Annotated in this window: 16 protein-coding genes; 6 read left to right on the top strand and 10 right to left on the bottom strand. The window is 67.4% G+C overall.

Features of this window, described 5'->3' with window-relative positions; genetic code table 11:
• Positions 1–77: 77 nt before the first annotated feature.
• The 5 genes from OIM94_RS07030 to OIM94_RS07050 all read right to left on the bottom strand — a co-directional run bounded on the left by OIM94_RS07030 (position 78) and on the right by OIM94_RS07050 (position 6464).
• Positions 78–761, bottom strand: a complete 684-nt coding sequence (locus OIM94_RS07030) for a hypothetical protein (RefSeq protein ID WP_264609359.1) — start codon at positions 759–761, stop codon at positions 78–80.
• Positions 762–1275: 514 nt separating this feature from the next.
• On the bottom strand, positions 1276–1800 hold the full coding sequence (locus OIM94_RS07035) for a hypothetical protein (protein ID WP_264609360.1): 525 nt from the start codon (positions 1798–1800) through the stop codon (positions 1276–1278).
• 94 nt (positions 1801–1894) lie between these two features.
• On the bottom strand, positions 1895–2083 hold the full coding sequence (locus OIM94_RS07040) for a hypothetical protein (protein ID WP_264609361.1): 189 nt from the start codon (positions 2081–2083) through the stop codon (positions 1895–1897).
• 55 nt (positions 2084–2138) lie between these two features.
• Entirely contained in the window at positions 2139–4046 is a 1908-nt protein-coding gene (locus OIM94_RS07045) for a CocE/NonD family hydrolase (RefSeq protein WP_264609362.1), read from the bottom strand.
• A 129-nt stretch (positions 4047–4175) separates the two neighbouring features.
• Positions 4176–6464 carry a TonB-dependent receptor gene (locus tag OIM94_RS07050; RefSeq protein ID WP_264609363.1) on the bottom strand — a complete coding sequence of 763 codons (2289 nt, stop codon included), beginning with the start codon at positions 6462–6464 and terminating at the stop codon, positions 4176–4178.
• Between the two features lie 380 nt (positions 6465–6844).
• Between OIM94_RS07050 and rpoB the strand changes: the two genes are divergently transcribed.
• The 3 genes from rpoB to OIM94_RS07065 all read left to right on the top strand — a co-directional run bounded on the left by rpoB (position 6845) and on the right by OIM94_RS07065 (position 16392).
• A complete protein-coding gene (gene rpoB / locus OIM94_RS07055; protein WP_264609364.1) occupies positions 6845–10990 on the top strand; it encodes a DNA-directed RNA polymerase subunit beta in 4146 nt (1381 codons plus the stop codon).
• Positions 10991–11207: 217 nt separating this feature from the next.
• Complete coding sequence (gene rpoC, locus OIM94_RS07060; protein WP_264609365.1) at positions 11208–15491, top strand: DNA-directed RNA polymerase subunit beta'; 4284 nt, start codon at positions 11208–11210, stop codon at positions 15489–15491.
• Between the two features lie 139 nt (positions 15492–15630).
• Positions 15631–16392 carry a GGDEF domain-containing protein gene (locus OIM94_RS07065; protein WP_264609366.1) on the top strand — a complete coding sequence of 254 codons (762 nt, stop codon included), beginning with the start codon at positions 15631–15633 and terminating at the stop codon, positions 16390–16392.
• A 20-nt stretch (positions 16393–16412) separates the two neighbouring features.
• Here OIM94_RS07065 and OIM94_RS07070 read toward each other — a convergent pair whose 3' ends face one another.
• Positions 16413–17564, bottom strand: coding sequence for a carbohydrate porin (locus tag OIM94_RS07070; protein ID WP_264609367.1), 1152 nt, complete (start codon positions 17562–17564; stop codon positions 16413–16415).
• 128 nt (positions 17565–17692) lie between these two features.
• Here OIM94_RS07070 and OIM94_RS07075 point away from each other — a divergent pair, with 128 nt between their 5' ends.
• A complete protein-coding gene (locus tag OIM94_RS07075) occupies positions 17693–19504 on the top strand; it encodes a methyl-accepting chemotaxis protein (protein ID WP_264609368.1) in 1812 nt (603 codons plus the stop codon).
• Here OIM94_RS07075 and OIM94_RS07080 read toward each other — a convergent pair.
• From OIM94_RS07080 to modA, 4 genes are read right to left on the bottom strand one after another with little or no spacing between them, the layout of a single operon-like run.
• Positions 19501–20511, bottom strand: coding sequence for a nucleoside hydrolase (locus OIM94_RS07080; RefSeq protein ID WP_264609369.1), 1011 nt, complete (start codon positions 20509–20511; stop codon positions 19501–19503). The two genes, OIM94_RS07075 and OIM94_RS07080, sit on opposite strands and share 4 nt — an antisense overlap.
• A 12-nt stretch (positions 20512–20523) precedes the next feature.
• Positions 20524–21135 carry an ATP-binding cassette domain-containing protein gene (locus tag OIM94_RS07085; protein WP_264609370.1) on the bottom strand — a complete coding sequence of 204 codons (612 nt, stop codon included), beginning with the start codon at positions 21133–21135 and terminating at the stop codon, positions 20524–20526.
• Positions 21125–21820, bottom strand: a complete 696-nt coding sequence (gene modB, locus OIM94_RS07090; RefSeq protein ID WP_413716384.1) for a molybdate ABC transporter permease subunit — start codon at positions 21818–21820, stop codon at positions 21125–21127. Before modB ends, OIM94_RS07085 begins: the two co-directional genes overlap by 11 nt.
• 4 nt (positions 21821–21824) lie before the next feature.
• The gene (gene modA, locus OIM94_RS07095; protein ID WP_264609371.1) at positions 21825–22601 is read right to left on the bottom strand and encodes a molybdate ABC transporter substrate-binding protein; all 777 of its coding nucleotides are present in this window, start codon (positions 22599–22601) and stop codon (positions 21825–21827) included.
• 207 nt (positions 22602–22808) lie between these two features.
• Between modA and OIM94_RS07100 the strand changes: the two genes are divergently transcribed.
• Positions 22809–23348, top strand: a complete 540-nt coding sequence (locus tag OIM94_RS07100) for a YARHG domain-containing protein (protein WP_264609372.1) — start codon at positions 22809–22811, stop codon at positions 23346–23348.
• Positions 23345–23839: a YdcF family protein gene (locus OIM94_RS07105; RefSeq protein ID WP_264609373.1), complete on the top strand. Its 495-nt coding sequence runs from the start codon at positions 23345–23347 to the stop codon at positions 23837–23839. The genes OIM94_RS07100 and OIM94_RS07105 overlap by 4 nt, the downstream gene beginning before the upstream one ends.

Raw genomic sequence — 23839 nt, forward strand, 5'->3', positions numbered from 1 at the left:
TTCCTGGCCGGTCCACGGCCTCGAAACATCGGAAAGGGCGGCCTGGCGACGGGCCGCCCTTTTCTTTTGCCCCGAGGCTAGGGCCCCGAGGGTACATAGGCGATCGCCGCCAGCGCGGCCGGCGGCGGGCGGTCCAGCCAGATCGGCCCGGGCCGTGGCCCCGCCCCGGCGCTGCCCAGCAGAAAGTCCGCACCCGTCCGGCGAATGCTCAGGCCCGCACGCCAGCGCAGATCCAGCAGCAGCAACCCGACCATCATCGGCCGCCCGCGGACATCGACGACGTGCAGCCGGTCGCGTGCCAGACCGAGCCGCACCGGCAACCGAACGGACCCGCCCGGCGGCAGGTCGAACGGCTGCGACGGCGCCATGCCGATCGATCCGGCATGAAAGGCGGCAATGTGCCGATCCTGATCGGGATGGGCGCTGATCAGCGCCAGCGCCGGCCGTACCCCCTCCACCGCATGCGGCTGCGAATTGGTGATCTCGAGGACGAGTTCGAACAGCAGTTCGGCTTCGGTGAAGCGGACCTGCCCTGCCGCGACATGCGCCGCCGGTGCCGCCGCGCGGGTCTCGGCTACCTTGGCCGGTTCCGCCTCGATTGGTTTGACGGGCGCCGCAGCGGGTTCCGGCGCAGCGTCCGGCAGGAGCAGCGAACGTCTGCGGCGGCGCCACGCCACGCCGAGCAGGGCCGCCGTCAGCACCCCGCCCGCAGCAACCAACGGCCAGGCAGACCAGCCCGCACGGGGCGGATCGACGGACACTGCCGCCGGTCGCGGCGGTTCGCCGCGAGGACGCTGCGCCGGTGCCGGCGATGGTGGGGAGGATGGCATGGGCGCCACCGACGGTGCCCGGATTACCGCCGGCGCGGAGGGTATCGGCGCTAGCGAGGGCGATGGCGAGGGCAGCGGCGGCCGCGTGCGCGGAGGTCTCGGCGCGGAAGATGTCGCGCCGCGCGGGACCGGCACAACGATCGGTGCGACCGAAGGCAGGGGCGAAGGCGACGCGGTCGGCGCCGGCGTACCGGGCAGGCGGAATCGCTCGGGCACCACCCCCGGTATGGCACGTGCCGCCGGCGAAGGTTCGGCCTGCGGCGGCGGCGGCGGCGCCTGCTCCTGCGCCGAGGCAGCCGCTGCCACCAGCGCGCCGGCCCATGCCGCCGACCATGTCCAAAGCTTCCCCGTTCTCACCCCACCATGCTGGCGGGGCGGAGATGAACGGTGGCTGCACCCGCAACCGCACCCGGCAGGGGCGCGATCGTCCGTGAAGCGGGTGCGATCAGCGGTTGTCGCTGCTCATCTTGCGGCCGACCTCGGCGCGGATTCGGGCCGTGCGCGCGCGTTCCATGCGGTCCAGCCGGTCGCGCTCGCTGCGGTCGCGCTCGGCGCGTTCCATTTCCTCGCGCTCGCGATCCTCGCGGGCCATTCGCTCGGCAATCCGCAGGCGGATCGCCTGCAAGGCGGGCGAGGCCTCGTCCCGCGCAAGCCGTTCACGCAGGCTGTCCTGCCGGCGGACGGCCTCGGCAGCGGCGATACGATCCGACCAGTGGCGCGGACGCTCCTTCTTCTTCGCCCGCGCGCGCAGCCGTTCCAGCGCCACCCGGTACATGCGGAACATGCGGCCGGCATGGATCCCGGTGAGGAGCGCTGCGACCAGCGCGACGGTAATATAGATCCAGCTATTTGGCTGCGGCGCACGCAGCACCAGCAGCACCATCAGGTAGCTGAGCAGCGTCATCATGACGCAATAGGCGCCGAACTCGAGCGACACCATGAGATACCGGCGAACCGATTCGGGCTTCATCAACGCAATCCCACCACCGGAGCCGCGGTGCGCTGGAACCCCTCGCCCGCCTGCTCTTCGCAGCTGCATCATGAACCAGCCGCGTTAACGAATCCTAACCGGCGGTGAAGCGATGCGCGCAGGAACGGAAGATCGCAGGCCGTGCCGCCTCTTCCTCGGGCGCGGTGACCAGGTCGGCGCAGCGGGCGCGATAGGCGCGCTCCACCGCCTCCAGCCTGTCGAGCAGCCGCACGCGTTCCGGGTCGCCGCCCTGCGCCCTGGTCTTGCGTAGCGCGACGAGCACCATAGCGCCCTGGCAGCCAGGGCCGCCCTGCGTGGTGCAGGGCGGCCGCGTCGGCTCAGCGTGCCCTGGCGGCGCGCTGGTCGGCCGGGACCACCGGCAGCAGAACGGCGCTCGACTGCTTCCCGCCATACAGGATCGAGACGGTCGCCTTCTGATAGTCGCCCGGCTTGGCGAAGAAGATGTTCTCCACATATTTCTGCGGGTTGCGATCATAGACCGGGAACAGGGTCGACTGGACCTGCACCATGATCCGGTGGCCCGGCAGGAAGGTGTGGTTCACCGTCGGCAGCCGGAACTTGTACTCCTGCACCTTGCCCGCCGGGATCGGCGAGGGATGCTCGAACGAGTTGCGGTAGCGGCCACGGAAGATGTCCATCGCGATCGGCAGCTGGAAGCCCCCCATCGTCTTGGCCGAGGCGATCTCCTCCGGATAGACGTCGATCACCTTCACCACGAAGTCGCCGTCGGTGCCGGTGGTCTTGGCGAAGATGTCCGCCAGCGGCGCACCCGAGACGCGCACCGCCTCCTTCAGCACCGGGGTGGCATAGGTCAGCACGTCCTGCCGCCCGTCGACAAAGCGCTGGTCGGTGACGAGATAGGTGCTCCAGCGTCCGTCATCGAAGTTGATCGGGCGCGGCAGGTACGGCACCGGCTTGGCCGGATCGGAGACGTAGCTGTCCTCCCCTGCCCCGGGCTGCGCGAACCCGGCGGTCTCGCCCGTGCCGAGATAGAGCGGCGTCAGCGCGCCGGCGAGCGGCCACTTGTTCAGGAAATCCCAGCGATTCTCGCCGGTATTGTAGATGCTCGCAACCGGCGGGGTATAGGCCGGCGCGCCGTCCTTCAGATGCGCGTTGAAGAACGGCAGCAGGATGTCGCGGCGCGCCTGCAGCGCGGTATCGCCCTCGAAGTTCAGCTCGCCCAGCTTCGAGCCGTTATAGTTGAACCCCGAATGGCGCCACGGCCCCATCAGCAGGAAGTTGTTGGTCGCCTGCGGGGTCTTCTGCAGTTCCTCCCAGGCGTGGATCGCGCCGTACATGTCCTCGTGATCCCACAGGCCCTGTTCCCAGAGCGTCGGCACGTTCGAGGGATTGGCCGCGAGGATCTTGTCGAGCGCCTGGCCCTGCCAGAAGGCGTCATAGGCGACGTGCTGGCTCAGCTTCTGCCAGAAGGGCAGCTGGTCATAGCCATATTGCTTGGCCCAGTCGCCCGCCGAGCCGATCTTGCGGAAGGTATCGTAATCGTCCCAGCCGCCATTGGGGGGCGTCGGGCCGCCGGCCTTGTAGCCGGTGATGCCGGAGATCCAGCCGATATTGGGCAGGCGGAAGGCGCCGTGGTGGAACCAGTCGTCGCCCATCCAGCCGTCGATCATCGGGCTTTCGGGCGCCGCCACCTTGAGCGCGGGATGCGGGTGCAGCAGCGCCATCACCACCGTCCAGCCCTCATAGGACGAGCCGAGCATGCCGACCTTGCCGTTCGATTCCGGCAGGTTCTTCACCAGCCAGTCGATCGTGTCGTAGGCATCGGTGGTGTCGTCGATCTTGGTCGGGTTGAGCGGGCCGACCGGCGGGCGGGTGACCACGAAATCGCCTTCCGAGCCATATTTGCCGCGGATGTCCTGGAACACGCGGATATAGCCGGCCTCGACGAACACCTCGTCCCCCTGGGCGAGCACCGACAGCATCTTGTTGCTGTCCGTCCGGCGCACCCGGCTGGCGGCGTTGTAGGGCGTGCGGGTGAGCAGGATGGGCGCGTTCTTCGCACCCTTGGGGATCACGATGGTGGTGAACAGCTTGGTGCCGTCGCGCATCGGCACCATCACCTCGCGGCGGACATAGTCCTTCGCGCCTTCGGGCAGCACGAACTTGGCCGGGATGTCGTTGAACGGCTGCGCCTGCTGCGCATGGCCGGCCGGGATCAGCGCCGTCGTCGCGAGCGCGGCCAGAAACAGGGTACGAAACTGCATGATGTCTCCCCAGAGAACCGAAGTCTGGGGTGATAGTGTCACATTGCCGTGATGGGAAGCGCCCGACCGTGCATTTCGACGGGCGAACCAGAAGGAAGGGCGAGGCCATGCCCCGCCCTTCCGAAAGGATCAGAAGCGGCCGGTCAGCTGCACCCCGTAGAAGCGCGGCTCGCCCGGAATGTAGGTCGGGTCGTTGAAGCCGCCGCCGGTGTTGCCGGCATCGAGCAGATAGCGCTCGTTGAAGGCATTCCGCACATAGCCGGCGATCTCGTACTTGCCCTCGGCGAAGCTGAGACCGGCCTTCAGATTGACCAGCGTGTACTTGGTCTGCGAGATCGCTTCCCGGTTGGGGATCTCGAAGAAGATCTTGCTGCGATAGGTCACGCTCGGCGTGGCGAAGACGCGCACCCCGTTGCCGACGGGCGCATCCACGGTGAAGCCCGCGGCCCACTGGGTGCGCGGCTGCAGGCGGAAGCGGTTGTTGGCGTAGATGCCGTTGGCCTTGGTGTTGTCGATGCCGCCGTCGATGAAGCCGACATTGCCGAACACCGTCAGCCAGTCGGTCGGGCGCAGCTGCCCTTCGGCCTCGAAGCCGAGGTTGCTGGCGGTGCCGGCGCTCTCGGTGATGCTGGAGCCGACCGGCCGGCCCGAGGGATCGTTCGCGTCGGTGACGGTGCGGCTGATCTGGAAGTTGCGGTACTTCTGATAATAGACGCCGACCGACCCGCTGAACATGCCGCGCGCGAGCTTCGCGCCGCCTTCATAGTTCCACACGGTTTCTTCCGGGATCACCGAGAACGCGGTCGCGCTCTGGTTCACCGTCGGCGAGCGGCGGCCCTTGGAGATCGTCGCGTACAGGTTGAGCGCGTCGTTCACCCGGTAGAGCGCATTGAAGCGCGGCAGGAAGGCCTGGAAGCTGTCCTGGCTCCACAGCGTGCCCTTGGTGGTGGTCTGGCCCGGGATCAGCGCGGCACCGGTGAGCACCGACTTGGGCGCCACCGACACATAGCCCGACTTGCGCTGCTCGATCAGCGCACGGATGCCGGCGGTCAGCTCCAGCTTGTGGCTGGGCATCCAGGTCGCCTCGCCGAACATCGAATACTGGTCGTTGATACCCTTGTTGGTGAAGATCGAGCTGTAGGGGATCTGCGTCGCCGCGCCGCGGGTGAGGATCGAAGTGGCCTGCGCCGCGGTCACCACGCCGGTCGACGAGACGCAGCCCAGGCCCGGGATCACGTTCGCGGCGCACTGCACGTAGATGCCTTCCTCGGTCGAGAAGGGCACTTCCTGGCGGCTGTTCTCGTGGAACACGTTCCAGCCGAAGCTGGTGCGGACATGATCGCCGACATAGGCGAAGCGCGATTCATGGCTGATCTGCGAGCCATAGGCGCCCTCGGCGAATTCCAGCCACCACGCCGCCGAGCCGTCCGCGTCGAACACTTCCAGCGAATTGAACGCGCGATAGCCGTTGACCGTGGTGAAGCTCCAGCCATCGCCAAGGTCGTAATGGGCGGTGAGGTTCACGTCATACACGTCGCGGGTCAGGCCGAGCTTGTCCTTGCCCAGCACCTGCTTCGACAGCGGCGAGCCGGACAGGTTGGCAGCGCCGAACGGATCGCCCGCCCCCTGCGACGTGGCGAACCGCTTCGAGATGAACGGCGTGCCGCTGTTGCGCTGGCGGTCATAGGTGCCGACCAGGTCGACGGTCAGCGCGCTGGTCGGGGTGTAGCGCACCGACGCGCGCAGACCGAGCTGGTTCTGCGCATAGAGGTCGCCCTGGGTGGTCGACAGGTTCTTCACATAGCCGTCGCGCTTCTTCCACTCGCCGGCGATGCGCGCCGCGATCACGTCGTTGCCGACATTGAGATGGCCGCCCGCGAGATAGGCGTTGTAGTTGCCGTAGCCCGCGGTCACTTCGCCTTCGACGCCCGGCTTGGGCTTGGCCGAGACGATGCTGACCGCACCCACGGTGGAGGCGGTGCCGAACAGCGTCGCCTGCGGCCCCTTCACCACTTCGATCCGGTCGACGTCATACACCGCCTGATAGGCGCCCCGCGACCGCGAGATGTCGATGCCGTTATAGTAGAGCGTGACGCGCGCCGCCTGTTGCGCCGAGCCGCTGTCCGACGTGATGCCGCGGATCACGATGCCGGGATTGTTGGCACTCTGCTCCTGGATGTTGAGGCCGGGGACATAGGCGGCGACCTCGTCGAGATCATCGACGCCAAGGCGCTTCATCGTTTCCTGGGTGACGGCGGTGATGGTGATCGGCACGTCACGCAGCTTCTGCTCGAACTTCTGCGCGGTGACGATGATGTCGCCGCCCGGCGCTTCCTGCTGCTGCGTATCCTGCGCATGCACCGCGGTCGCCGAAACGGTGGCGAGCAACGCGACGAAAAGACCCGATTTCTTGTTCATGGTTTCCCTCCCTGGTGTGGAGGGCGCGTTGGGAGGAAATTGTTAAGGCTTCACGGCGGGAAAGCGACAAATTTGTTTCGCTGGTGCAAATTGGGCCTGTACCAAGGGGAAGCGCAACCGCGCGTTCGCCGCGCCGTTCGTGGCAGCTGCCTTTGACATCCGCTGCTCTACCCCCTATATCCCCGCTCTGGCCCTCCGTTCGGGACATGATGCGCCGTCGCGCAGTGCATCGTACGAATGGAACGGAACGGCTTGTCAGACGCCCGTAGAGCTGCCGAATCCCGAGCATCGGGGGTCGCGCGGCCTTTCGGCGTCGATTTGCACGTCCTGGCTCCCGGACAGGGGCACCGAGTTTACGGCTGACGAGGCAACACACACCTATGGCTACCAAGGCAATCGAGGGCGGCACGCTGAAGCGCCGCATCCGCAAGGTGTTCGGCGACATCCACGAAGTGGTGCAGATGCCGAACCTGATCGAGGTTCAGCGCGAATCCTACGAACAGTTCCTGCGGTCGGACCCCTCGATCGGCTATGTCTCCGGCCTCGAGAAGACGCTCCGCAGCGTGTTCCCGATCCGCGACTTCGCCGGCACCGCCGAGCTCGACTTCGTGACCTACGAGCTCGAGGATCCGAAGTTCGACGTGGACGAGTGCCGCCAGCGCGGCATCACCTATGCGGCGCCGATGCGCGTCACGCTGCGCCTCATCGTGTTCGAGGTCGATCCCGATACGGAAGCCCGGTCGGTGCTCGATATCAAGGAGCAGGACGTGTACATGGGCGACATGCCGCTCATGACCGAGAACGGCACGTTCTTCATCAACGGCACCGAGCGCGTCATCGTCAGCCAGATGCACCGTTCGCCGGGCGTGCTGTTCGACCATGACCGCGGCAAGACGCACGCTTCGGGCAAGTATCTCTTCGCCGCGCGCGTGATCCCGTATCGCGGTTCGTGGCTGGACTTCGAGTTCGACGCCAAGGACATCGTCAACGTCCGTATCGACCGCAAGCGCAAGCTGCCGGTCACCAGCCTGCTGTACGCGCTGGGGCTGAGCTCGGAAGAGATCCTCAACTATTTCTACAACCGCGTCACCTTCCTGCGCGGTCCGAACGGCTGGCAGATCCCCTTCCAGGTGGAAAACTGGCGCGGTTCGAAGCCGATGTTCGACATCGTCGACGCCAAGTCGGGCGAGGTCGTGTTCCCGGCCGGCCAGAAGATCAGCCCGCGCGCAGCCAACAAGGCGGCGAAGGACGGTCTCGAGACGCTGCTGATCCCCACCGAGGAAATCTTCGGCCGCTACAGCGCCTATGACCTGATCAACGAGGCGACCGGCGAGATCTACATCGAAGCCGGCGACGAAGTCTCGGCGGAGAATCTCGAAAAGCTCGACAAGGCCGGCATCGACCGGATCGAGCTGCTCGACATCGATCACATCGCCACCGGTCCGTGGATCCGCAACACGCTCAAGGTCGACAAGGCCGAGGAGCGCCAGCAGGCCCTGTCCGACATCTACCGCGTCATGCGCCCCGGCGAACCGCCGACGCTCGAGACCGCGGAATCGCTGTTCGCCGGCCTGTTCTTCGATCCGGAGCGCTACGACCTCTCGGCCGTGGGCCGCGTGAAGCTCAACATGCGCCTGGGCCTCGACACGCCCGACACCGTGACCACGCTGCGCACCGAGGACATCCTCGAGGTCGTCAAGACGCTCGTGAACCTCAAGGACGGCAAGGGCGAAGTCGACGACATCGACAATCTCGGCAACCGCCGCGTGCGTTCGGTGGGCGAGCTGCTCGAGAACCAGTACCGCGTCGGCCTGCTCCGCATGGAGCGCGCTGTGAAGGAGCGCATGTCGTCGGTCGACGTGTCGACGGTGATGCCGAACGACCTGATCAACGCCAAGCCCGCGGTCGCCGCGGTGCGCGAGTTCTTCGGTTCGTCGCAGCTGTCGCAGTTCATGGACCAGACCAACCCGCTCTCCGAAGTGACGCACAAGCGTCGCGTCTCGGCGCTCGGGCCGGGCGGTCTCACCCGTGAGCGCGCAGGCTTCGAAGTCCGCGACGTTCACCCGACCCACTATGGCCGTATCTGCCCGATCGAAACGCCGGAAGGCCCGAACATCGGTCTGATCAACTCGCTCGCGACCTTCAGCCGCGTCAACAAGTACGGCTTCATCGAGACGCCGTACCGCAAGATCATCGACGGCAAGGTGACCAACGAGGTCGTCTATCTGTCGGCGATGGAAGAGCAGAAGCACACGATCGCGCAGGCATCGGCCGAGCTCGACGCGAGCGGCGGCTTTGTCGACGACCTCGTCTCGGCCCGCCAGGCCGGCGAATTCCTGATGGCGCTGCGCGATCAGGTGACGCTGATGGACGTGTCGCCGAAGCAGCTCGTCTCGGTCGCGGCCTCGCTGATCCCCTTCCTCGAGAAGGACGACGCGAACCGCGCACTGATGGGCTCGAACATGCAGCGTCAGGCCGTGCCGCTGGTGAAGGCGGAAGCGCCCTTCGTCGGCACCGGCATGGAAGCGACCGTGGCCCGCGATTCCGGCGCCGCGATCGCCGCCAAGCGCTCGGGCGTGGTCGACCAGGTCGACGCGACCCGCATCGTGGTGCGCGCAACGGGTGACGTCGATGCCAGCGAGAGCGGCGTCGACATCTACACGCTGATGAAGTTCCAGCGCTCGAACCAGTCGACCTGCATCAACCAGCGTCCGCTGGTGAAGGTGGGCGACACGGTCAACGCCGGCGACGTGATCGCCGACGGCCCCTCGACCGAGTTCGGCGAGCTGGCGCTGGGCCGCAACGTGCTCGTCGCGTTCATGCCCTGGAACGGCTACAACTACGAGGACTCGATCCTGATCAACGAGCGCATCGTGAAGGACGACGTGTTCACGTCGATCCACATCGATGAGTTCGAGGTCGCGGCCCGCGACACCAAGCTCGGGCCCGAGGACATCACCCGCGACATCCCGAACGTCGGCGAGGAAGCGCTGCGCAACCTCGACGAGGCGGGCATCGTGTACGTTGGCGCCGAAGTGGAGCCGGGCGACATCCTGGTCGGCAAGATCACGCCCAAGGGCGAAAGCCCGATGACGCCGGAAGAAAAGCTCCTCCGCGCCATCTTCGGCGAAAAGGCCAGCGACGTGCGCGACACCTCGCTGCGTCTGCCGCCGGGCGTGTCGGGCACGATCGTCGACGTCCGCGTGTTCAACCGTCACGGCATCGACAAGGACGAGCGTGCCCTGGCGATCGAGCGCGAGGAAATCGAGCGTCTGCGCAAGGACGCCGATGACGAACGCAACATCCTCAACCGCGCGACCTGGTCGCGTCTGCGCGAGATGCTGCTGGGTCAGGTCGCCACCGCAGCGCCGAAGGGCCTGAAGAAGGGCGTCACGATCGACGAGGACCTGCTCGACAGCGTCGACCGCCACGAGTGGTGGAAGTTCGCGGTGCAGGACGATGCCATGCAGGGCAACCTGGAGGCGGTGAAGGGCCAGTATGACGAGGCCGTGAAGCGCATCAAGGACAAGTTCGAAGACCGCCGCGAGAAGCTGGAGCGGGGCGACGAGCTGCCGCCGGGCGTGCTGAAGATGGTCAAGGTGTTCGTCGCGGTGAAGCGCAAGCTGCAGCCGGGCGACAAGATGGCCGGCCGCCACGGCAACAAGGGCATCATCTCCCGCATCCTGCCGCAGGAAGACATGCCGTTCCTCGAGGACGGTACGCCGGTCGACTTCGTGCTCAACCCGCTGGGCGTGCCGAGCCGCATGAACGTCGGGCAGATCTTCGAGACCCATCTGGGCTGGGCCGCGCGCGGCCTGGGCCGGAAGATCGGCGATGCGCTCGATGCATGGCGTGCAGCCAACCCCAACCCGCAGGCCGGCGAAGCGCCGGAAGCGGTGAAGGAGCTGCTCGGCACCGTCTATGGCGATAACTACAAGGCCGAGCTGAACCAGCGCTCGACCGAGCAGCTGGTCGACCTGGCGCAGAACGTCCGCTCGGGCGTGCCGATGGCCACCCCGGTCTTCGACGGCGCGGTGGAAGCCGACGTTTCGGCGATGCTGCGGATGGCGGGCCTGGACGAATCCGGCCAGGTGACGCTGTTCGACGGCCGCACGGGCGAGGCGTTCGATCGCAAGGTGACGGTGGGGTACAAGTATGTGCTCAAGCTGCACCACCTGGTCGACGACAAGATCCACGCGCGTTCGATCGGGCCGTACAGCCTCGTCACCCAGCAGCCGCTGGGCGGTAAGGCGCAGTTCGGCGGCCAGCGCTTCGGTGAAATGGAAGTGTGGGCGCTCCAGGCGTACGGCGCGGCGTATACGCTCCAGGAAATGCTGACGGTGAAGTCGGACGACGTGGTCGGCCGCACCAAGGTCTACGAAGCGATCGTCAAGGGCGACGACACCTTCGAGGCCGGCATTCCGGAGAGCTTCAACGTGCTCGTCAAGGAAATGCGCTCGCTGGGCCTCAACGTCGAGCTGAAGAGCCAGGAAGAAGACGACGGTCTGGCCGAGGCAGCGGAGTAAAAGGGAGAGAGCTGTGCTTGGAGTTCGCCGGTTAAGCCCCATCGCGATCACGACTGCTGCCACGGTAGCAGTGTTGCTGATGTGGAGTCCGGCGAGCTCCGTCGAGGTAGGTTTGAAGTTCGGCGTATTGACCTTCGCCGGCATCCTCCTTGGCAAGCTGCTCTCTCGCCTATTCGCTCGCACCGCTTGAGAAATTCACCCCTAGAGGGATTGAAAAATGAACGAACTTACCAACTTCGCGAACCCGCTCGCCAAGCCGGAAACCTTCGACCAGATCCAGATCGGGATCGCCTCGCCGGACCGTATCCGCAGCTGGTCGTTCGGCGAGATCAAGAAGCCCGAGACGATCAACTATCGCACGTTCAAGCCCGAGCGTGACGGCCTGTTCTGCGCGCGCATCTTCGGTCCGATCAAGGATTACGAATGCCTGTGCGGCAAGTACAAGCGCATGAAGTACAAGGGCATCGTCTGCGAAAAGTGCGGCGTGGAAGTGACCGTCTCGAAGGTCCGCCGCGAGCGCATGGGCCATATCGAGCTGGCTGCCCCGGTTGCCCACATCTGGTTCCTGAAGTCGCTGCCGAGCCGCATCGGCCTGCTGCTCGACATGCAGCTCAAGCAGCTCGAGCGCGTGCTCTACTTCGAGAGCTACATCGTCACCGAGCCGGGCCTCACCCCGCTCGAGAAGTTTCAGCTCCTCACCGAGGACGAGCTGCTCGACGCGCAGGATGAGTATGGCGAGGACGCCTTCTCCGCCGGCATCGGCGCGGAAGCGGTCAAGATCATGCTCATGGATCTCGACCTCGAGGGCGAGCGCAAGGAGCTTCTGGAAGAGCTGGCGACGACCAAGTCGGAGCTGAAGCCCAAGAAGATCATCAAGCGCCTCAAGGTCGTCGAGAGCTTCATCGATTCCGGCAACCGCCCGGAATGGATGATCCTGGACGTCGTGCCGGTGATCCCGCCCGAACTGCGCCCGCTGGTGCCGCTGGACGGCGGCCGCTTCGCGACCTCGGATCTGAACGATCTGTATCGCCGCGTGATCAACCGTAACAACCGCCTCAAGCGCCTGATGGAGCTGCGCGCGCCGGACATCATCGTCCGCAACGAAAAGCGCATGCTGCAGGAAGCCGTCGACGCGCTGTTCGACAACGGCCGCCGCGGCCGCACCATCACCGGTGCGAACAAGCGTCCGCTCAAGTCGCTGTCCGACATGCTCAAGGGCAAGCAGGGCCGCTTCCGTCAGAACCTGCTCGGCAAGCGCGTCGACTATTCGGGCCGTTCGGTCATCGTGACCGGTCCGGAACTCAAGCTGCACCAGTGCGGCCTGCCGAAGAAGATGGCGCTCGAGCTGTTCAAGCCGTTCATCTACGCCCGTCTCGACGCCAAGGGTCTGTCCATGACCCTGAAGCAGGCGAAGAAGTGGGTCGAGAAGGAGCGCAAGGAAGTCTGGGACATCCTGGACGAAGTGATCCGCGAGCACCCGGTTCTCCTCAACCGCGCGCCGACGCTCCACCGTCTGGGCATCCAGGCGTTCGAGCCGGTGCTGATCGAAGGCAAGGCGATCCAGCTCCACCCGCTGGTCTGCTCGGCGTTCAACGCCGACTTCGACGGTGACCAGATGGCCGTCCACGTTCCCCTGAGCCTCGAGGCCCAGCTGGAAGCGCGCGTCCTGATGATGTCGACCAACAACATCCTGAGCCCCGCCAACGGCAAGCCGATCATCGTGCCGTCGCAGGACATGGTGCTGGGTCTCTATTACATCACCATGGAGAAGGAAGGCGAGCCGGGCGAAGGCATGCTGCTGGCCGACATGGCGGAGGTCCACCAGGCCCTCAACGCCGGCGCGGTGACGCTGCACTCGAAGATCACCAGCCGCGTTCCGCAGACCGACGAGAACGGCAAGCAGTACCTCAAGCGCTACCAGACCACCCCGGGCCGCATGCTGCTCGGCGAGTGCCTGCCGCACAGCCACAAGGTGCCGTTCGACGTCGTCAACCGCCTGCTCACCAAGAAGGACGTGGGCGACGTGATCGACGAGGTCTATCGTCACACCGGCCAGAAGGAGACCGTGCTGTTCGCCGACGCGATCATGTCGCTGGGCTTCCGCCACGCGTTCAAGGCCGGCATCTCGTTCGGCAAGGACGACATGATCATTCCGGACGCCAAGGTGGGTCTGGTCGACGAGACCAAGGCGCTGGTGAAGGACTTCGAGCAGCAGTATCAGGACGGCCTGATCACGCAGCAGGAGAAGTACAACAAGGTGATCGACGCCTGGAGCCGTTGCGGTGACCAGGTGGCCGCAGCGATGATGGACGAGATCAAGGCGGTTAAGAAGGACCCCGAGACCGGCCGCCAGAAGCCCGACAACGCCATCTACATCATGGCGCACTCGGGCGCCCGTGGTTCGGCGGCGCAGATCAAGCAGCTCGCCGGCATGCGCGGCCTGATGGCCAAGCCGTCGGGCGAGATCATCGAAACGCCGATCATCTCGAACTTCAAGGAAGGTCTGACCGTCCTTGAATACTTCAACTCGACCCACGGTGCTCGTAAGGGCCTCGCGGACACCGCGCTCAAGACCGCGAACTCGGGCTACCTCACCCGTCGTCTGGTCGACGTGTCGCAGGACTGCGTCGTCCTCGAGGACGATTGCGGCACCGAGCGCGCGCTGGAGATGAAGGCGATCGTGCAGGGCGGTTCGGTGATCGCCTCGCTCGGCGAGCGCATCCTGGGCCGCACCACGGCCGAGGACATCGTCGATCCGAAGACCAACCAGGTCGTGATCCCGATCGGCACCCTGCTCGACGAGCCGATGATCGCGCAGATCGAGGCGCTCAGCACGCCGGCGGTGAAGATCCGTTCGCCGCTGGTCTGCGAGGCCAAGCTCGGCGTGTGCGCCAAGTGCTACGGGCGTGACCTCGCCCGCGGTACCCCGGTGAACATCGGCGAAGCGGTGGGCGTCATCGCGGCGCAGTCGATCGGCGAGCCGGGCACGCAGCTGACCATGCGTACCTTCCACATCGGCGGTGCGGCACAGCTCAACGAGCAGTCGAACCTGGAAGCCCCGGTGGACGGCAAGGCCGAGTTCCGCGACCTGCGCCTGATCGAGGATCAGCGCGGCCGTCGCGTGGTGCTCAGCCGCTCGGGCGAGATCGCGATCATGGACATGGATGGCCGCGAGCTGGCCGTGCACAAGATCCCGTACGGCGCCTATGTGATGTTCGACGACGGCCATCTGGTCAGCGCCGGCGATCGCATGGCCGAGTGGGATCCGTTCACCATGCCGGTGATCACCGAAACCGGTGGTGTCGTGAAGTATCAGGACATCATCGAAGGCAAGACCATGACGGAGCAGGTCGACGAAGCGACGGGTATCGCCCAGCGCGTCGTCACCGAATTCCGCGGTGCGGGCAAGAAGGAGGACCTGCGTCCTCGCATGACCCTCACCGGCGAGAATGCCGCCGAAGCCGCCCGCTACATGCTGGCGCCGGGCGCGGTGATCTCGGTCGAGGATGGTGCCACGGTGCAGGGCGGTGACGTTCTCGCTCGTGTGGCGCGCGAGTCCGCCAAGACCCGCGACATCACCGGCGGTCTGCCGCGCGTCGCCGAGCTGTTCGAAGCGCGCAAGCCCAAGGAAAATGCCATCATCGCGAAGGTCTCGGGCCGCGTGGTGTTCGGCAAGGACTATAAGGCCAAGCGCAAGATCGGCATCCAGCCGGAGGACGGCGGCGAGGTCGTGGAGTATCTGGTCCCGAAGTCGAAGGTGATCGACGTTCAGGAAGGCGACTACGTCAAGCGTGGCGACAACCTGATCGGCGGTTCGCCGGATCCGCACGACATTCTGGAAGTGCTCGGCATCGAGCCTCTGGCCGAATATCTGGTCAGCGAAATCCAGGAAGTCTATCGACTGCAGGGCGTGAAGATCAACGACAAGCACATCGAGGTGATCGTTCGCCAGATGCTGCAGAAGGTCGAGATCACCGACGGCGGCGACACCACGCTGCTGGCGGGCGAACAGGTCGATCGCGACGAGATGGACGAGCATAACGAGAAGCTCCAGCCGGGCCAGCAGCCCGCGATGGGCAAGCCGATCCTGCTCGGCATCACCAAGGCGTCGCTGCAGACCCGCAGCTTCATCTCGGCCGCGTCGTTCCAGGAGACCACCCGCGTGCTCACCGAAGCCGCGGTGCAGGGCAAGAAGGACACGCTGCTCGGCCTGAAGGAGAATGTGATCGTCGGCCGCCTGATCCCCGCCGGTACCGGTGCGGGCATGGGTCGCCTGCGGGTCGCTGCCACCTCGCGCGATGCGGCGCTCCGCGTCGCCCAGCGCAAGATGCAGGAAGCCTCGCTCATCGCTCCGGCGAGCGCGAAGGAAGAGCATGCGGCGGAACTGGCCCGCAGCCCGCGCGATGCGGCCGGCACCGGGGATGATCCCCTGGCGCAGGTGGCGCCCTCGGGCCACGGCACCGACGCGGATGCCGGCGAGTATCTGAACGAGGCGGAGTGATCCGCCCCGTTCGGGGGCTTGCCGCCTGACCGAGCGTGACACGAACAGAGCCGCCGTCCGGACTGCCGGGCGGCGGCTTTTTCGTGGGCGCGCCCGGCCCCCCACCCCGGTCGTTTCGGCGCCAGTCTATAAGACAGACATGACGCTACGGCCCTATCGGTTCGACATGCCCGCGCTCGCCCTCCCGGCGTTGCTTGCCGCGGGCGGTCTCTATGGCGCGCACGCGCTCGACCTGCTGCATGGCGGCACCGCCCATCCCCAGCGCATCGAGAGCGGCGAATGGCTGCTCTGGGGCGCCGCCCTGCCGCTCGCGGCCGGCTGGGCGCTGTTGCATCGCCACAATGCGCGCGTCCGCCTGCGCGCGGCCGAGGCACGGGCCGAACTGCTGGGCCAGCACGATCCGCTCACCGGCCTCGGGCATCGCCGCGCCGCCGAGGCACATCTCGCGCTGCTGCTCGGCGAGCCGCTGGCGGCGGGCACCCAGATCGCGGTGCTGATGCTGGAGATCGACGACTTTCCGTGCCTCACCGCGCGGCTGGGACGTGCCGGCGCGGACGCGCTGCTCAGATGCGTCGCCCGGCGGCTGGAGGCGTCGGTGCGCGTCACCGATCTGGTCGCACGCGTCGCGGGCGAACGCTTCCTGGTGCTGCTCCCGGAAGTGGACGGCGCGATCGCGGCCGAGGCGATCGCCCGCCGCATCTGCGTCGCGATCGAGGCACCGGTCGAAGCCCTGGGCCAGCGGCACTGGTTGCGAGCGCGAATGGGCCTTGCCCTGCAGCAAGGGGAGGACATGGCGGCCGAGACCCTGCTGGACCGCGCCGAACGCGCACTGGGCACGGCGAAGGCATCGGACAGCGAAAGCTGGCGCTTCTACGAAACCTCCGAGGCGCTGGCGGGATAGCCCGCGCCGCGCCCCGGGGCTCAGAAGGACAGTGTCGTCCGCAGCGCGGCGACCACCACCGTCGGCGTCCTGTCCACGCTGCCGCTATCGAAGATCAGCTGCAGATCGGGCTTGATCGACAGCCACGGCGCCAGCTTGTCCGAATAGGCGAGTTCCAGCGCGGTCTCGGCCCGCGCCGGCGGCAGGCCGTCCGCCATCAGCGCGGCGCGGTAGCCCTTGGTCGTGAGGCCCTGGTTCAGGCCCAGCGACAGCGTCGAATCCGGTCGGCCGGGGATCAGCCGCTCGACGAACGCCCCGGCCTGCCAGCCGCCGGTATAGGGTGTGGTCTTGCCTTCGGAAACACCGGCGCGTGCGAACAGGGTGAGCGACCGCAGATCGTCGCTGCCGGCCACCCGCAGTTCCGCCACCACATAGGCGCCCTGCGCATGCCGGCGCAGCGGAACGCCATCCGCATCGGTTTCGGTGAAGTCCTCCTGCGGCTTGGTATAGCGCCAATAGCCTGCGGCCAGCTTCAGTCCCGAACGCTCGATGCCGATCTCCCCGATCCCGAGCAGCCCGTTGTCGAAGCGGAAATCGACGCCGTTCGGTTCGCCCGGGCAGCCCGCGGTCGCGTTGAGCAGTGCCGCGCGTACATAGCCCGCCTTGCCCAGTCGCTGTTCGACGCGGATGCTCAGCGCGGTGGAGGGAAAGATCGACGGGCCGTTCACGCCGGTCGCCGATAGTTCCGACCCGACGCCGAATGCCGGCGCGATCAGCTCGCCGGCGGCGCCGTTCACATAGAATTCGCTGTTGAGATCGTACAGCCCGGCCCGCACGCTGGTGCGCTCGCCGAACTGCTGCTGCACCCAGGCCTCGAACACGTGCAGCCGGTGGCCCGCCACCTCGATATTGTCGATGCCCTGCAGCGTGCCGATCTGGTTGTTGGGCGACGCGCCGAGATTGTTCAGCACATGCACATGCGCGCTGGCGCCCTGCCAGCCGACCAGCCGCTCCAGATCGGCGTCACCCAGAATGTCGAGATTGTCGAGCACGCGTGCCCGGCGATCCTCGCCGCCGCGCACCGCCGACACGATGTCGATCTTTTCCACGACGTGCACGCTGACGGGCGCCTGCGCAAAGGCCGGGCGCACGACTGCAAGCGCAAATGTCAGGGCAAGTAGAACTCGCTGCATAGCAAAGCATCCTTCTACCCCTCGACCATATTTTTAGGTCAACGCGCGCGCCAAACGGATTCTTTGCTATAAATTCTATGGATCGGCTGCGTGAACCCTGGGGGAAACTGAAGGCTAGGAGAGCCGTCTTGTCGTCCATTTCCCAAGCAAGTCGTACGCTAACCAACGTCATCATCGGTCTTTTCGCCGTTTGCGGCGGCACCGGCATCGTCTCGGCATGGCAGCTGTCCGGGGCGCTGGACCGCCAGGCGCAATCGGCGGCGCTGCTGCGCAACCATATGGAAGCGGACATGATGCACGATGCCGTGCGCAGCGACGTGCTGGGCGCGCTCGCGTCCGCCGATCCGGCGATGCAGCTTCGCCTGGACGACGCGCAGAAGGACCTGACCGAGCATCTCGACACGCTGCGCAAGGCGATCGCGGAGGATTCCGCCTTCAAGGGCGATGCCGAGGTAGAGGCTGCCGCGGCGACCATCGCCGCGCCGATGACCGCCTATGCCGACGCCGCGCGCAAGATCGTCGACCTCGCCGGATCCAACCCGACCGCTGCCAAGCGGCAGCTCCCCGACTTCATGACGCAGTTTTCCGCGCTCGAAGATTCGATGAGCAAGGCGTCCGACGCCATCGAGCATCTTTCGGAAAGCACCGCTCGCAGCGGCGCCACGCTGGGCCTGATCGCCATCGGCCTGTTGACGGCGACGCTCGCCCTGGCCATCGGCGGGGCGCTGTTCCTGGCGCGCAAGGTTCGCAGCACGCTGGTCGCGCCGCTCGCCGGCCTGGCCGATACGGTGAAGGCACTGCAGCCCGGCGCCGGCGCGGCCATTCCCGAAATCCAGCGCGCCGACGAGCTGGGCGAGCTCGCGCGGGCGATCGACAAGTTCAACGAGCATGTCGCCCATGCCGAAGCCGAAAAGAACGCGACCACCGAGATCATCGTCCAGACCGTGGGCAGCGGGTTGCAGCGGCTGGCGGAGGGCGACCTCAGCGCCACGATCGACGCGGACCTTTCCGGACCGTTCGAGCGGCTGAAGCGCGACTTCAATGCCGCCATGGGCAGCCTGCGCGGGCTGATCGGTTCGGTGCGCAACGGCGCGACCAACCTGCGCCAGGGATCCAGCGAGATCGCCGACGCATCCGAGGATCTGGCGCGCCGCACGGAGGCCAATGCCGCCAGCCTCGAGACCACCGCGCATGTCGTCGGCGAGATCGACGGCCGGCTGAAAACCTCGGTCGAGGCCGCTGCGGGCACGGTGGCCCGCGCCAACCAGACGATGGAAGCCGTCACCGCCGGCCGCGGTCGCGTCAGCAACGCGGTGGGCGCAATGAGCCGCGTTTCCGAAAGCGCCAAGGGCATCGACGCCGTGATCGAGGGTCTCGACAAGATCGCCTTCCAGACCCGGGTGCTCGCGATGAACGCCGCGGTCGAGGCCGGCCGTGCGGGCGAGGCGGGCCGCGGCTTCGCGGTGGTCGCCGACCTGGTCTCGGCGCTGGCGATGCGCGCGGAAGAGGAAGCCGGACGCGCGCGCGATCAGCTGACCGTCACCCAGGTCGAAATCGGATCGGCGGTGTCGGCGGTCGAGGATGTCGACGGCGCCTTCGACTCCATTTCGGACAACGCCCAGTCGGTGCACCAGCTGCTGGCACAGGTGGCCGAGGATAACCGGGTCCAGTCCGCGGCGATTTCGCGGCTCAACGAAACCATCCGCACGATGGACCAGACGACGCAGCAAAACGCCGCCATGGTGGAGCAGACCTCGGCCGCCGCCCGCAACCTGATGAGCGAAGTCGCCGATCTGGCCGAGCGCGCGAGCCAGTTCCGCCTGGAGGCCGAAGGCATGCGCGCAGCGCCCGTGCCCATTCCGGCGGCGCGCCGCGCGCCCGCCGCCCGGGCGATGCCCGCCGCCAGCGAGACCGCCGACATGGAAGGCGCCTGGGTCTAGGTGTGGGCCGCGGCGCGCAGCTTGGCGAACAGATCGGTGAAGGTCAGGCGCGTGTCGATGGTGCGATAGACCCGCATCGGGCGGCCTGTCGGATCGGGCAGGTAGCGCCCATCCGGCCCCAGCTTCGGCGTCGGGCGGACGACATAGTCGCTGGAGGCGCTGTCGGGCTCGTAGGGCGTCTGCAGCGCGGTGAGCGTCACCAGCGGGCTGTCGCCCAGGATATAGGTTTCGCCCAGACGGTCGGGGAAGCGCGCCCGCACCTGCTGCAGCGCGTCGAGCAGGAACGCTCCCGCCCGCCCGGCCTGCGCCAGCGCATTCTCCAGCTCCGCCATGCCGATGGTGAGCTGGCGATAGACGTTGCGCGGCACCTGCCAGATCGTCACGTCGCTCGCGTTGAACAGCGTCTCCACCGCAGCGCTGTCGATCGTCAGGTTATATTCGGCATCCGTCCGCGGCGGCACGCCGAGGAGCAAATCCGGCCATTCCATCCCGCCGATCCACACCAGCGTGATGCGCCGCCCGATATCGGGTGCGAGGCGCAGCGCCTCCGCCAGATCGGTCAGACCCGCCCCGGCGCAGTAATAGAGCGGCAGCCGGCTATCGCTGCGCCGCGCCTCGGCAATGATGCGCGTGACGGCGGGCGTCGGCTCGGGCGGTGTGCCGGGCGGCGGAGCGCTGTTGCGCCCGGCAAGAATGGGCGGCGGCGTCACCCCCAGAAGCGCGGCAAGCTCGCCGGCGATCGTGGCGGCATGATCGGCCTGCCGAGTCGATCGGTCCATGAAATCGTTCGGGTGGATGTGCGACCCCAGGATCAGCGATATGGTGACCGAGGGGGACAGGAGATGGTGCGCGAGCTGGAACAGCCCGTCCGGATCGCCCGAATAATCATTGTCCAGGATCAGCCGCGCGCGCGGCGCCTGTGCCGCCCGGGCCACCGGGACGAGCGCTGTGCCGGCTAGCGCGACCGAACCCGCCAGTACCGAACGGCGACGCACTGTGGGCAGCATGCAGGCTTCCTCTCAACCAAAGGCGACAATCCGATCGCCCAGCCGCTCCGCCTCGGCGCGATCATGGGTGACGAGCAGGATCGGCAAACCCACGCCGTCGCGCAAGCGCTCGAGCAGACCGAGAATTTCTTCGCGGCGCGCGCGATCCAGCGAGGCGAGCGGCTCGTCGAGCAGCAGGAATGCAGGGTCGGCCAGCAGCGCACGTCCGATGGCCACGCGCTTGGCTTCGCCGCCCGACAGCGTGCGCGGCCAGCGTTCGAGCAGATGCGCGATGCCGAGCAGGCCGATCACGCCGTCGACATCCGCCGTCCCCTGCTTGCGGCGGCCGTAGAGCAGGTTCGCGCGCACCCGCAGATGGGGGAACAGCCGGGGTTCCTGAAAGACATAGCCGGCGCGGCGCGCCTCGGGCGGCAGGTCGATGGCCACGGCGGCGTCGAACAGCGTCCGGCCGCCCACGCGGATATGGCCGCTGTCCGGCCGCAGCAGCCCGGCCACCATGTTCAACACGCTGCTCTTGCCCGCGCCCGAGGGGCCGAACAGCACCGTCACGCCCGCGCCGGGTTCGATCCGGCAGGCGATCTCGGTATCGCCCAGCGTGCGGGTCACGTCGATGTCAAAGGACATGGCTGCCCCGCCCGGCCCGCCGCGCGACCAGCTCCGACCCCAGCAATGCCGCGAAGGCGATCGCGATCGACAGCGCCGAGAGCCGCAGCACCTGCCCTTCCCCGCCCGGTATCTGCAACGCCGAATAGATGGCGAGCGGCAGCGTCTGCGTCTCCCCCGGCACGTTGGAGACAAAGGTGATTGTCGCGCCGAACTCGCCGAGCGCGCGGGCGAAGCCGAGCACCAGCCCCGCCAGCACGCCCGGCAGCGCCAGCGGCAGCGTGACGGTGGCGAAGCTGCGCCACGGTCCTGCGCCCAAGCTGCGCGCCGCCTGTTCCAGCCTGCGATCGACCGTCTCGAGCGAGAGCCGGATCGCGCGCACCATCAGCGGCAGCGCCATCACCGCGGAGGCGATGGCCGCGCCGCTCCAGCGGAACAGCACGGTGGTGCCGAACCAGCGCTCGAGCAGGCCGCCGACCGGCCCGGCGGGGGCGAAGGCGAGCAGCAGCATCCACCCGGTCACCACCGGCGGCACCACCAGCGGCAGATGCACCAGCGCGTCGAGCAGCAGCTTGCCCGGAAAGCGGCCACGGGCAAGCAGCCAGGCGAGCGCAAAGGCGAGCGGCAGCACCGCCAGCACCGCGATCCCGCCGACCTTGATCGACAGGAACACGATCCCCCATTCCTCGGCGCTCAGCACCAGCATGCGCTCACAGCGGGGTGAAGCCGTAGCGGGCGAAGATCGCCTTGCCACGGGCGCTGATCAGGAAACGGCGGAACGGCTCTGCCTCCGCGCTGGTGGAGGCCTTGAGCCGCGCCACAGGGTAGCGGATCGGCGGGTGGCTGGCGGCGGGGAAGACGCCGGCGATGCGCACCCGCGGGGAGGCGCGCACGTCGGTGGCATAGACGATGCCGAACGGCGCCGCGCCGCGTTCGACCAGCGCCAGCGCCGCACGGACATTCTCGGCGCGCACGATTCGGGGCGCGAGCCGGTCCCAGGCGCCGATCTTCTGCAGCGCCGCCTTGCCGTAGAGCCCCGCCGGCACCGCATCGGGATCCGCCATTGCCAGCCGTGCCGGGCCGAGCGCTGCGAGCAACGGGCCGGCGCGATCGAGCGCAACGGCGCGGCGGTCCCCGGCGGCGGCGGCCAGCACCAGCCGGTTGCCGAGGAACACCGTGCGGCTGCCGGGCGCCAGCCTGCCCGCCTTGTCGACCGCCGCCATCCATGGTTCGTCGGCCGAGACGAACAGGTCCGCCGGCGCGCCCGACTGGATCTGCCGCGCCAGCGCCGAGGAGGCTGCGAAGGACAAAATCGGACGCGGATGCCCAAGCCGCGCCCAGGCATCGGCCGCGGCGTTCATCGATTCCTGGAGGCTGGCGGCGGCGAGCACGAGCGGCGGCCGGGGGGCAGCATGCGCCGGCAGCACGCAAAGGACCGCGAGGACGAGAATCAAGGTGCGCCGGGCACGCATCTGAAGGGTCGGCATGGTGGGACACCTCCGGTCCGAGGGCAGAGCGTCCCGGTTCGCCGCTTGCGCAAGGGGTGTCAAGCGCCGCCGCAACCACGGCACGTCCTTCGCAGGCAAGAGGAACCACAGTTGATACAAGACCTTGGTCAGTCGATCTGCCGGCCTCCACAAGATTGGTGCAACAGCGGTCAAGTTGCGCTATGCTCCCGTCAACACGGCCGGGGGATGATGATGCCGACAGAGGAGAAGAGCAGCACGCTGGAACGGATGGCGAAGCTGGTGGCGAGCGTCACCGCCTTGGTACTCGCCGTATCGGGACTCACGGCGGCGGTCCGGCAATTCGTGCCGGCGTTGCAGCTATCGGGCGGTGCGACGATCGCACCTGCCCACGCGGCTTCGCCGAGCGCGGCGACCGCGGGCGCGGACCCTCAACCCGCTGCATCCGGTCCCGCCGCGCCGGCAAGACCGCGCCAGGATGCACTGCCAACGCCCGCTACGGGCGCAGACGACTATATCCTGCCGGCCTCGTCGACGGTGCGCATGTCGCCGAATGCGCTGGGGCTGCTCTCCGCGGCGCAGCTCCGTGTCGCCCGCAACGAAATCTATGCGCGTCATGGCTGGCGGTTCAGCGCGCCCGAGCTGCAGGCCTATTTCAACGCGCGAAGCTGGTACCGCCCGGTCGCGGACAACCGGCTGGTGACGCTGAGCGCGGTGGAAAAGGCCAACATCCAGGGGATCAGCGAGGCCGAGAAAACGGCGCGGTGACGGCGGCGCCGATCATCGTGCTGGGCGCCGCGGTATGGCCCGGCGGCGTGCCCAGCCCCACGCTCCGCCGCCGCACCGGCTTCGCCTGCACCCTGTTCCTGGAGGGCGGGCACGCACGTCTGGTGCTGAGCGGGGGGATCGGGCGCCATCCGCCGGCAGAGGCCGAGGTGATGGCGGAGATCGCGACCGCCATGGGCATTCCCGCAGGGGCGCTGCTGCTCGACACCGCCGCGCGGACGACGATCGAGACGGCGGCCTTCGTGGCCCGCTCCGCGATCGACCGGCAGCAGGGGATGATCGTGGTCACCGATCGCTACCACGCGCCCCGCACCTGGCTTGCCTTCCGCGCCTATGGACTGCATGCGCAGATGCGCTGTCCGCCGCTCGGGCACGAGACGCGTCTGGTGCGGCGCCTCTGGTCGTTCGCCCGGGAAGTGCCGGCGCTGCTCTGGTATCTCGGCTATTTCGTCCGCGCTCGCCGCCCGCACTGA

Origin of the sequence: Sphingomonas sp. R1 (genome assembly GCF_025960285.1) — a bacterium.
Taxonomy (GTDB): domain Bacteria; phylum Pseudomonadota; class Alphaproteobacteria; order Sphingomonadales; family Sphingomonadaceae; genus Sphingomonas.

Bases quoted from the DNA above. Each gene is read 5' to 3' on its own strand.
- modB (WP_413716384.1), bottom strand. From the start codon at position 21,820: ATGCTGGTGCTGAGCGCCGAGGAATGGGGGATCGTGTTCCTGTCGATC.
- rpoB (WP_264609364.1), top strand. From the start codon at position 6,845: ATGGCTACCAAGGCAATCGAGGGCGGCACGCTGAAGCGCCGCATCCGC.
- OIM94_RS07035 (WP_264609360.1), bottom strand. From the start codon at position 1,800: ATGAAGCCCGAATCGGTTCGCCGGTATCTCATGGTGTCGCTCGAGTTC.
- OIM94_RS07070 (WP_264609367.1), bottom strand. From the start codon at position 17,564: ATGCAGCGAGTTCTACTTGCCCTGACATTTGCGCTTGCAGTCGTGCGC.
- OIM94_RS07100 (WP_264609372.1), top strand. From the start codon at position 22,809: ATGATGATGCCGACAGAGGAGAAGAGCAGCACGCTGGAACGGATGGCG.
- OIM94_RS07065 (WP_264609366.1), top strand. From the start codon at position 15,631: ATGACGCTACGGCCCTATCGGTTCGACATGCCCGCGCTCGCCCTCCCG.
- OIM94_RS07050 (WP_264609363.1), bottom strand. From the start codon at position 6,464: ATGAACAAGAAATCGGGTCTTTTCGTCGCGTTGCTCGCCACCGTTTCG.
- modA (WP_264609371.1), bottom strand. From the start codon at position 22,601: ATGCCGACCCTTCAGATGCGTGCCCGGCGCACCTTGATTCTCGTCCTC.
- rpoC (WP_264609365.1), top strand. From the start codon at position 11,208: ATGAACGAACTTACCAACTTCGCGAACCCGCTCGCCAAGCCGGAAACC.
- OIM94_RS07080 (WP_264609369.1), bottom strand. From the start codon at position 20,511: ATGCTGCCCACAGTGCGTCGCCGTTCGGTACTGGCGGGTTCGGTCGCG.
- OIM94_RS07085 (WP_264609370.1), bottom strand. From the start codon at position 21,135: ATGTCCTTTGACATCGACGTGACCCGCACGCTGGGCGATACCGAGATC.
- OIM94_RS07045 (WP_264609362.1), bottom strand. From the start codon at position 4,046: ATGCAGTTTCGTACCCTGTTTCTGGCCGCGCTCGCGACGACGGCGCTG.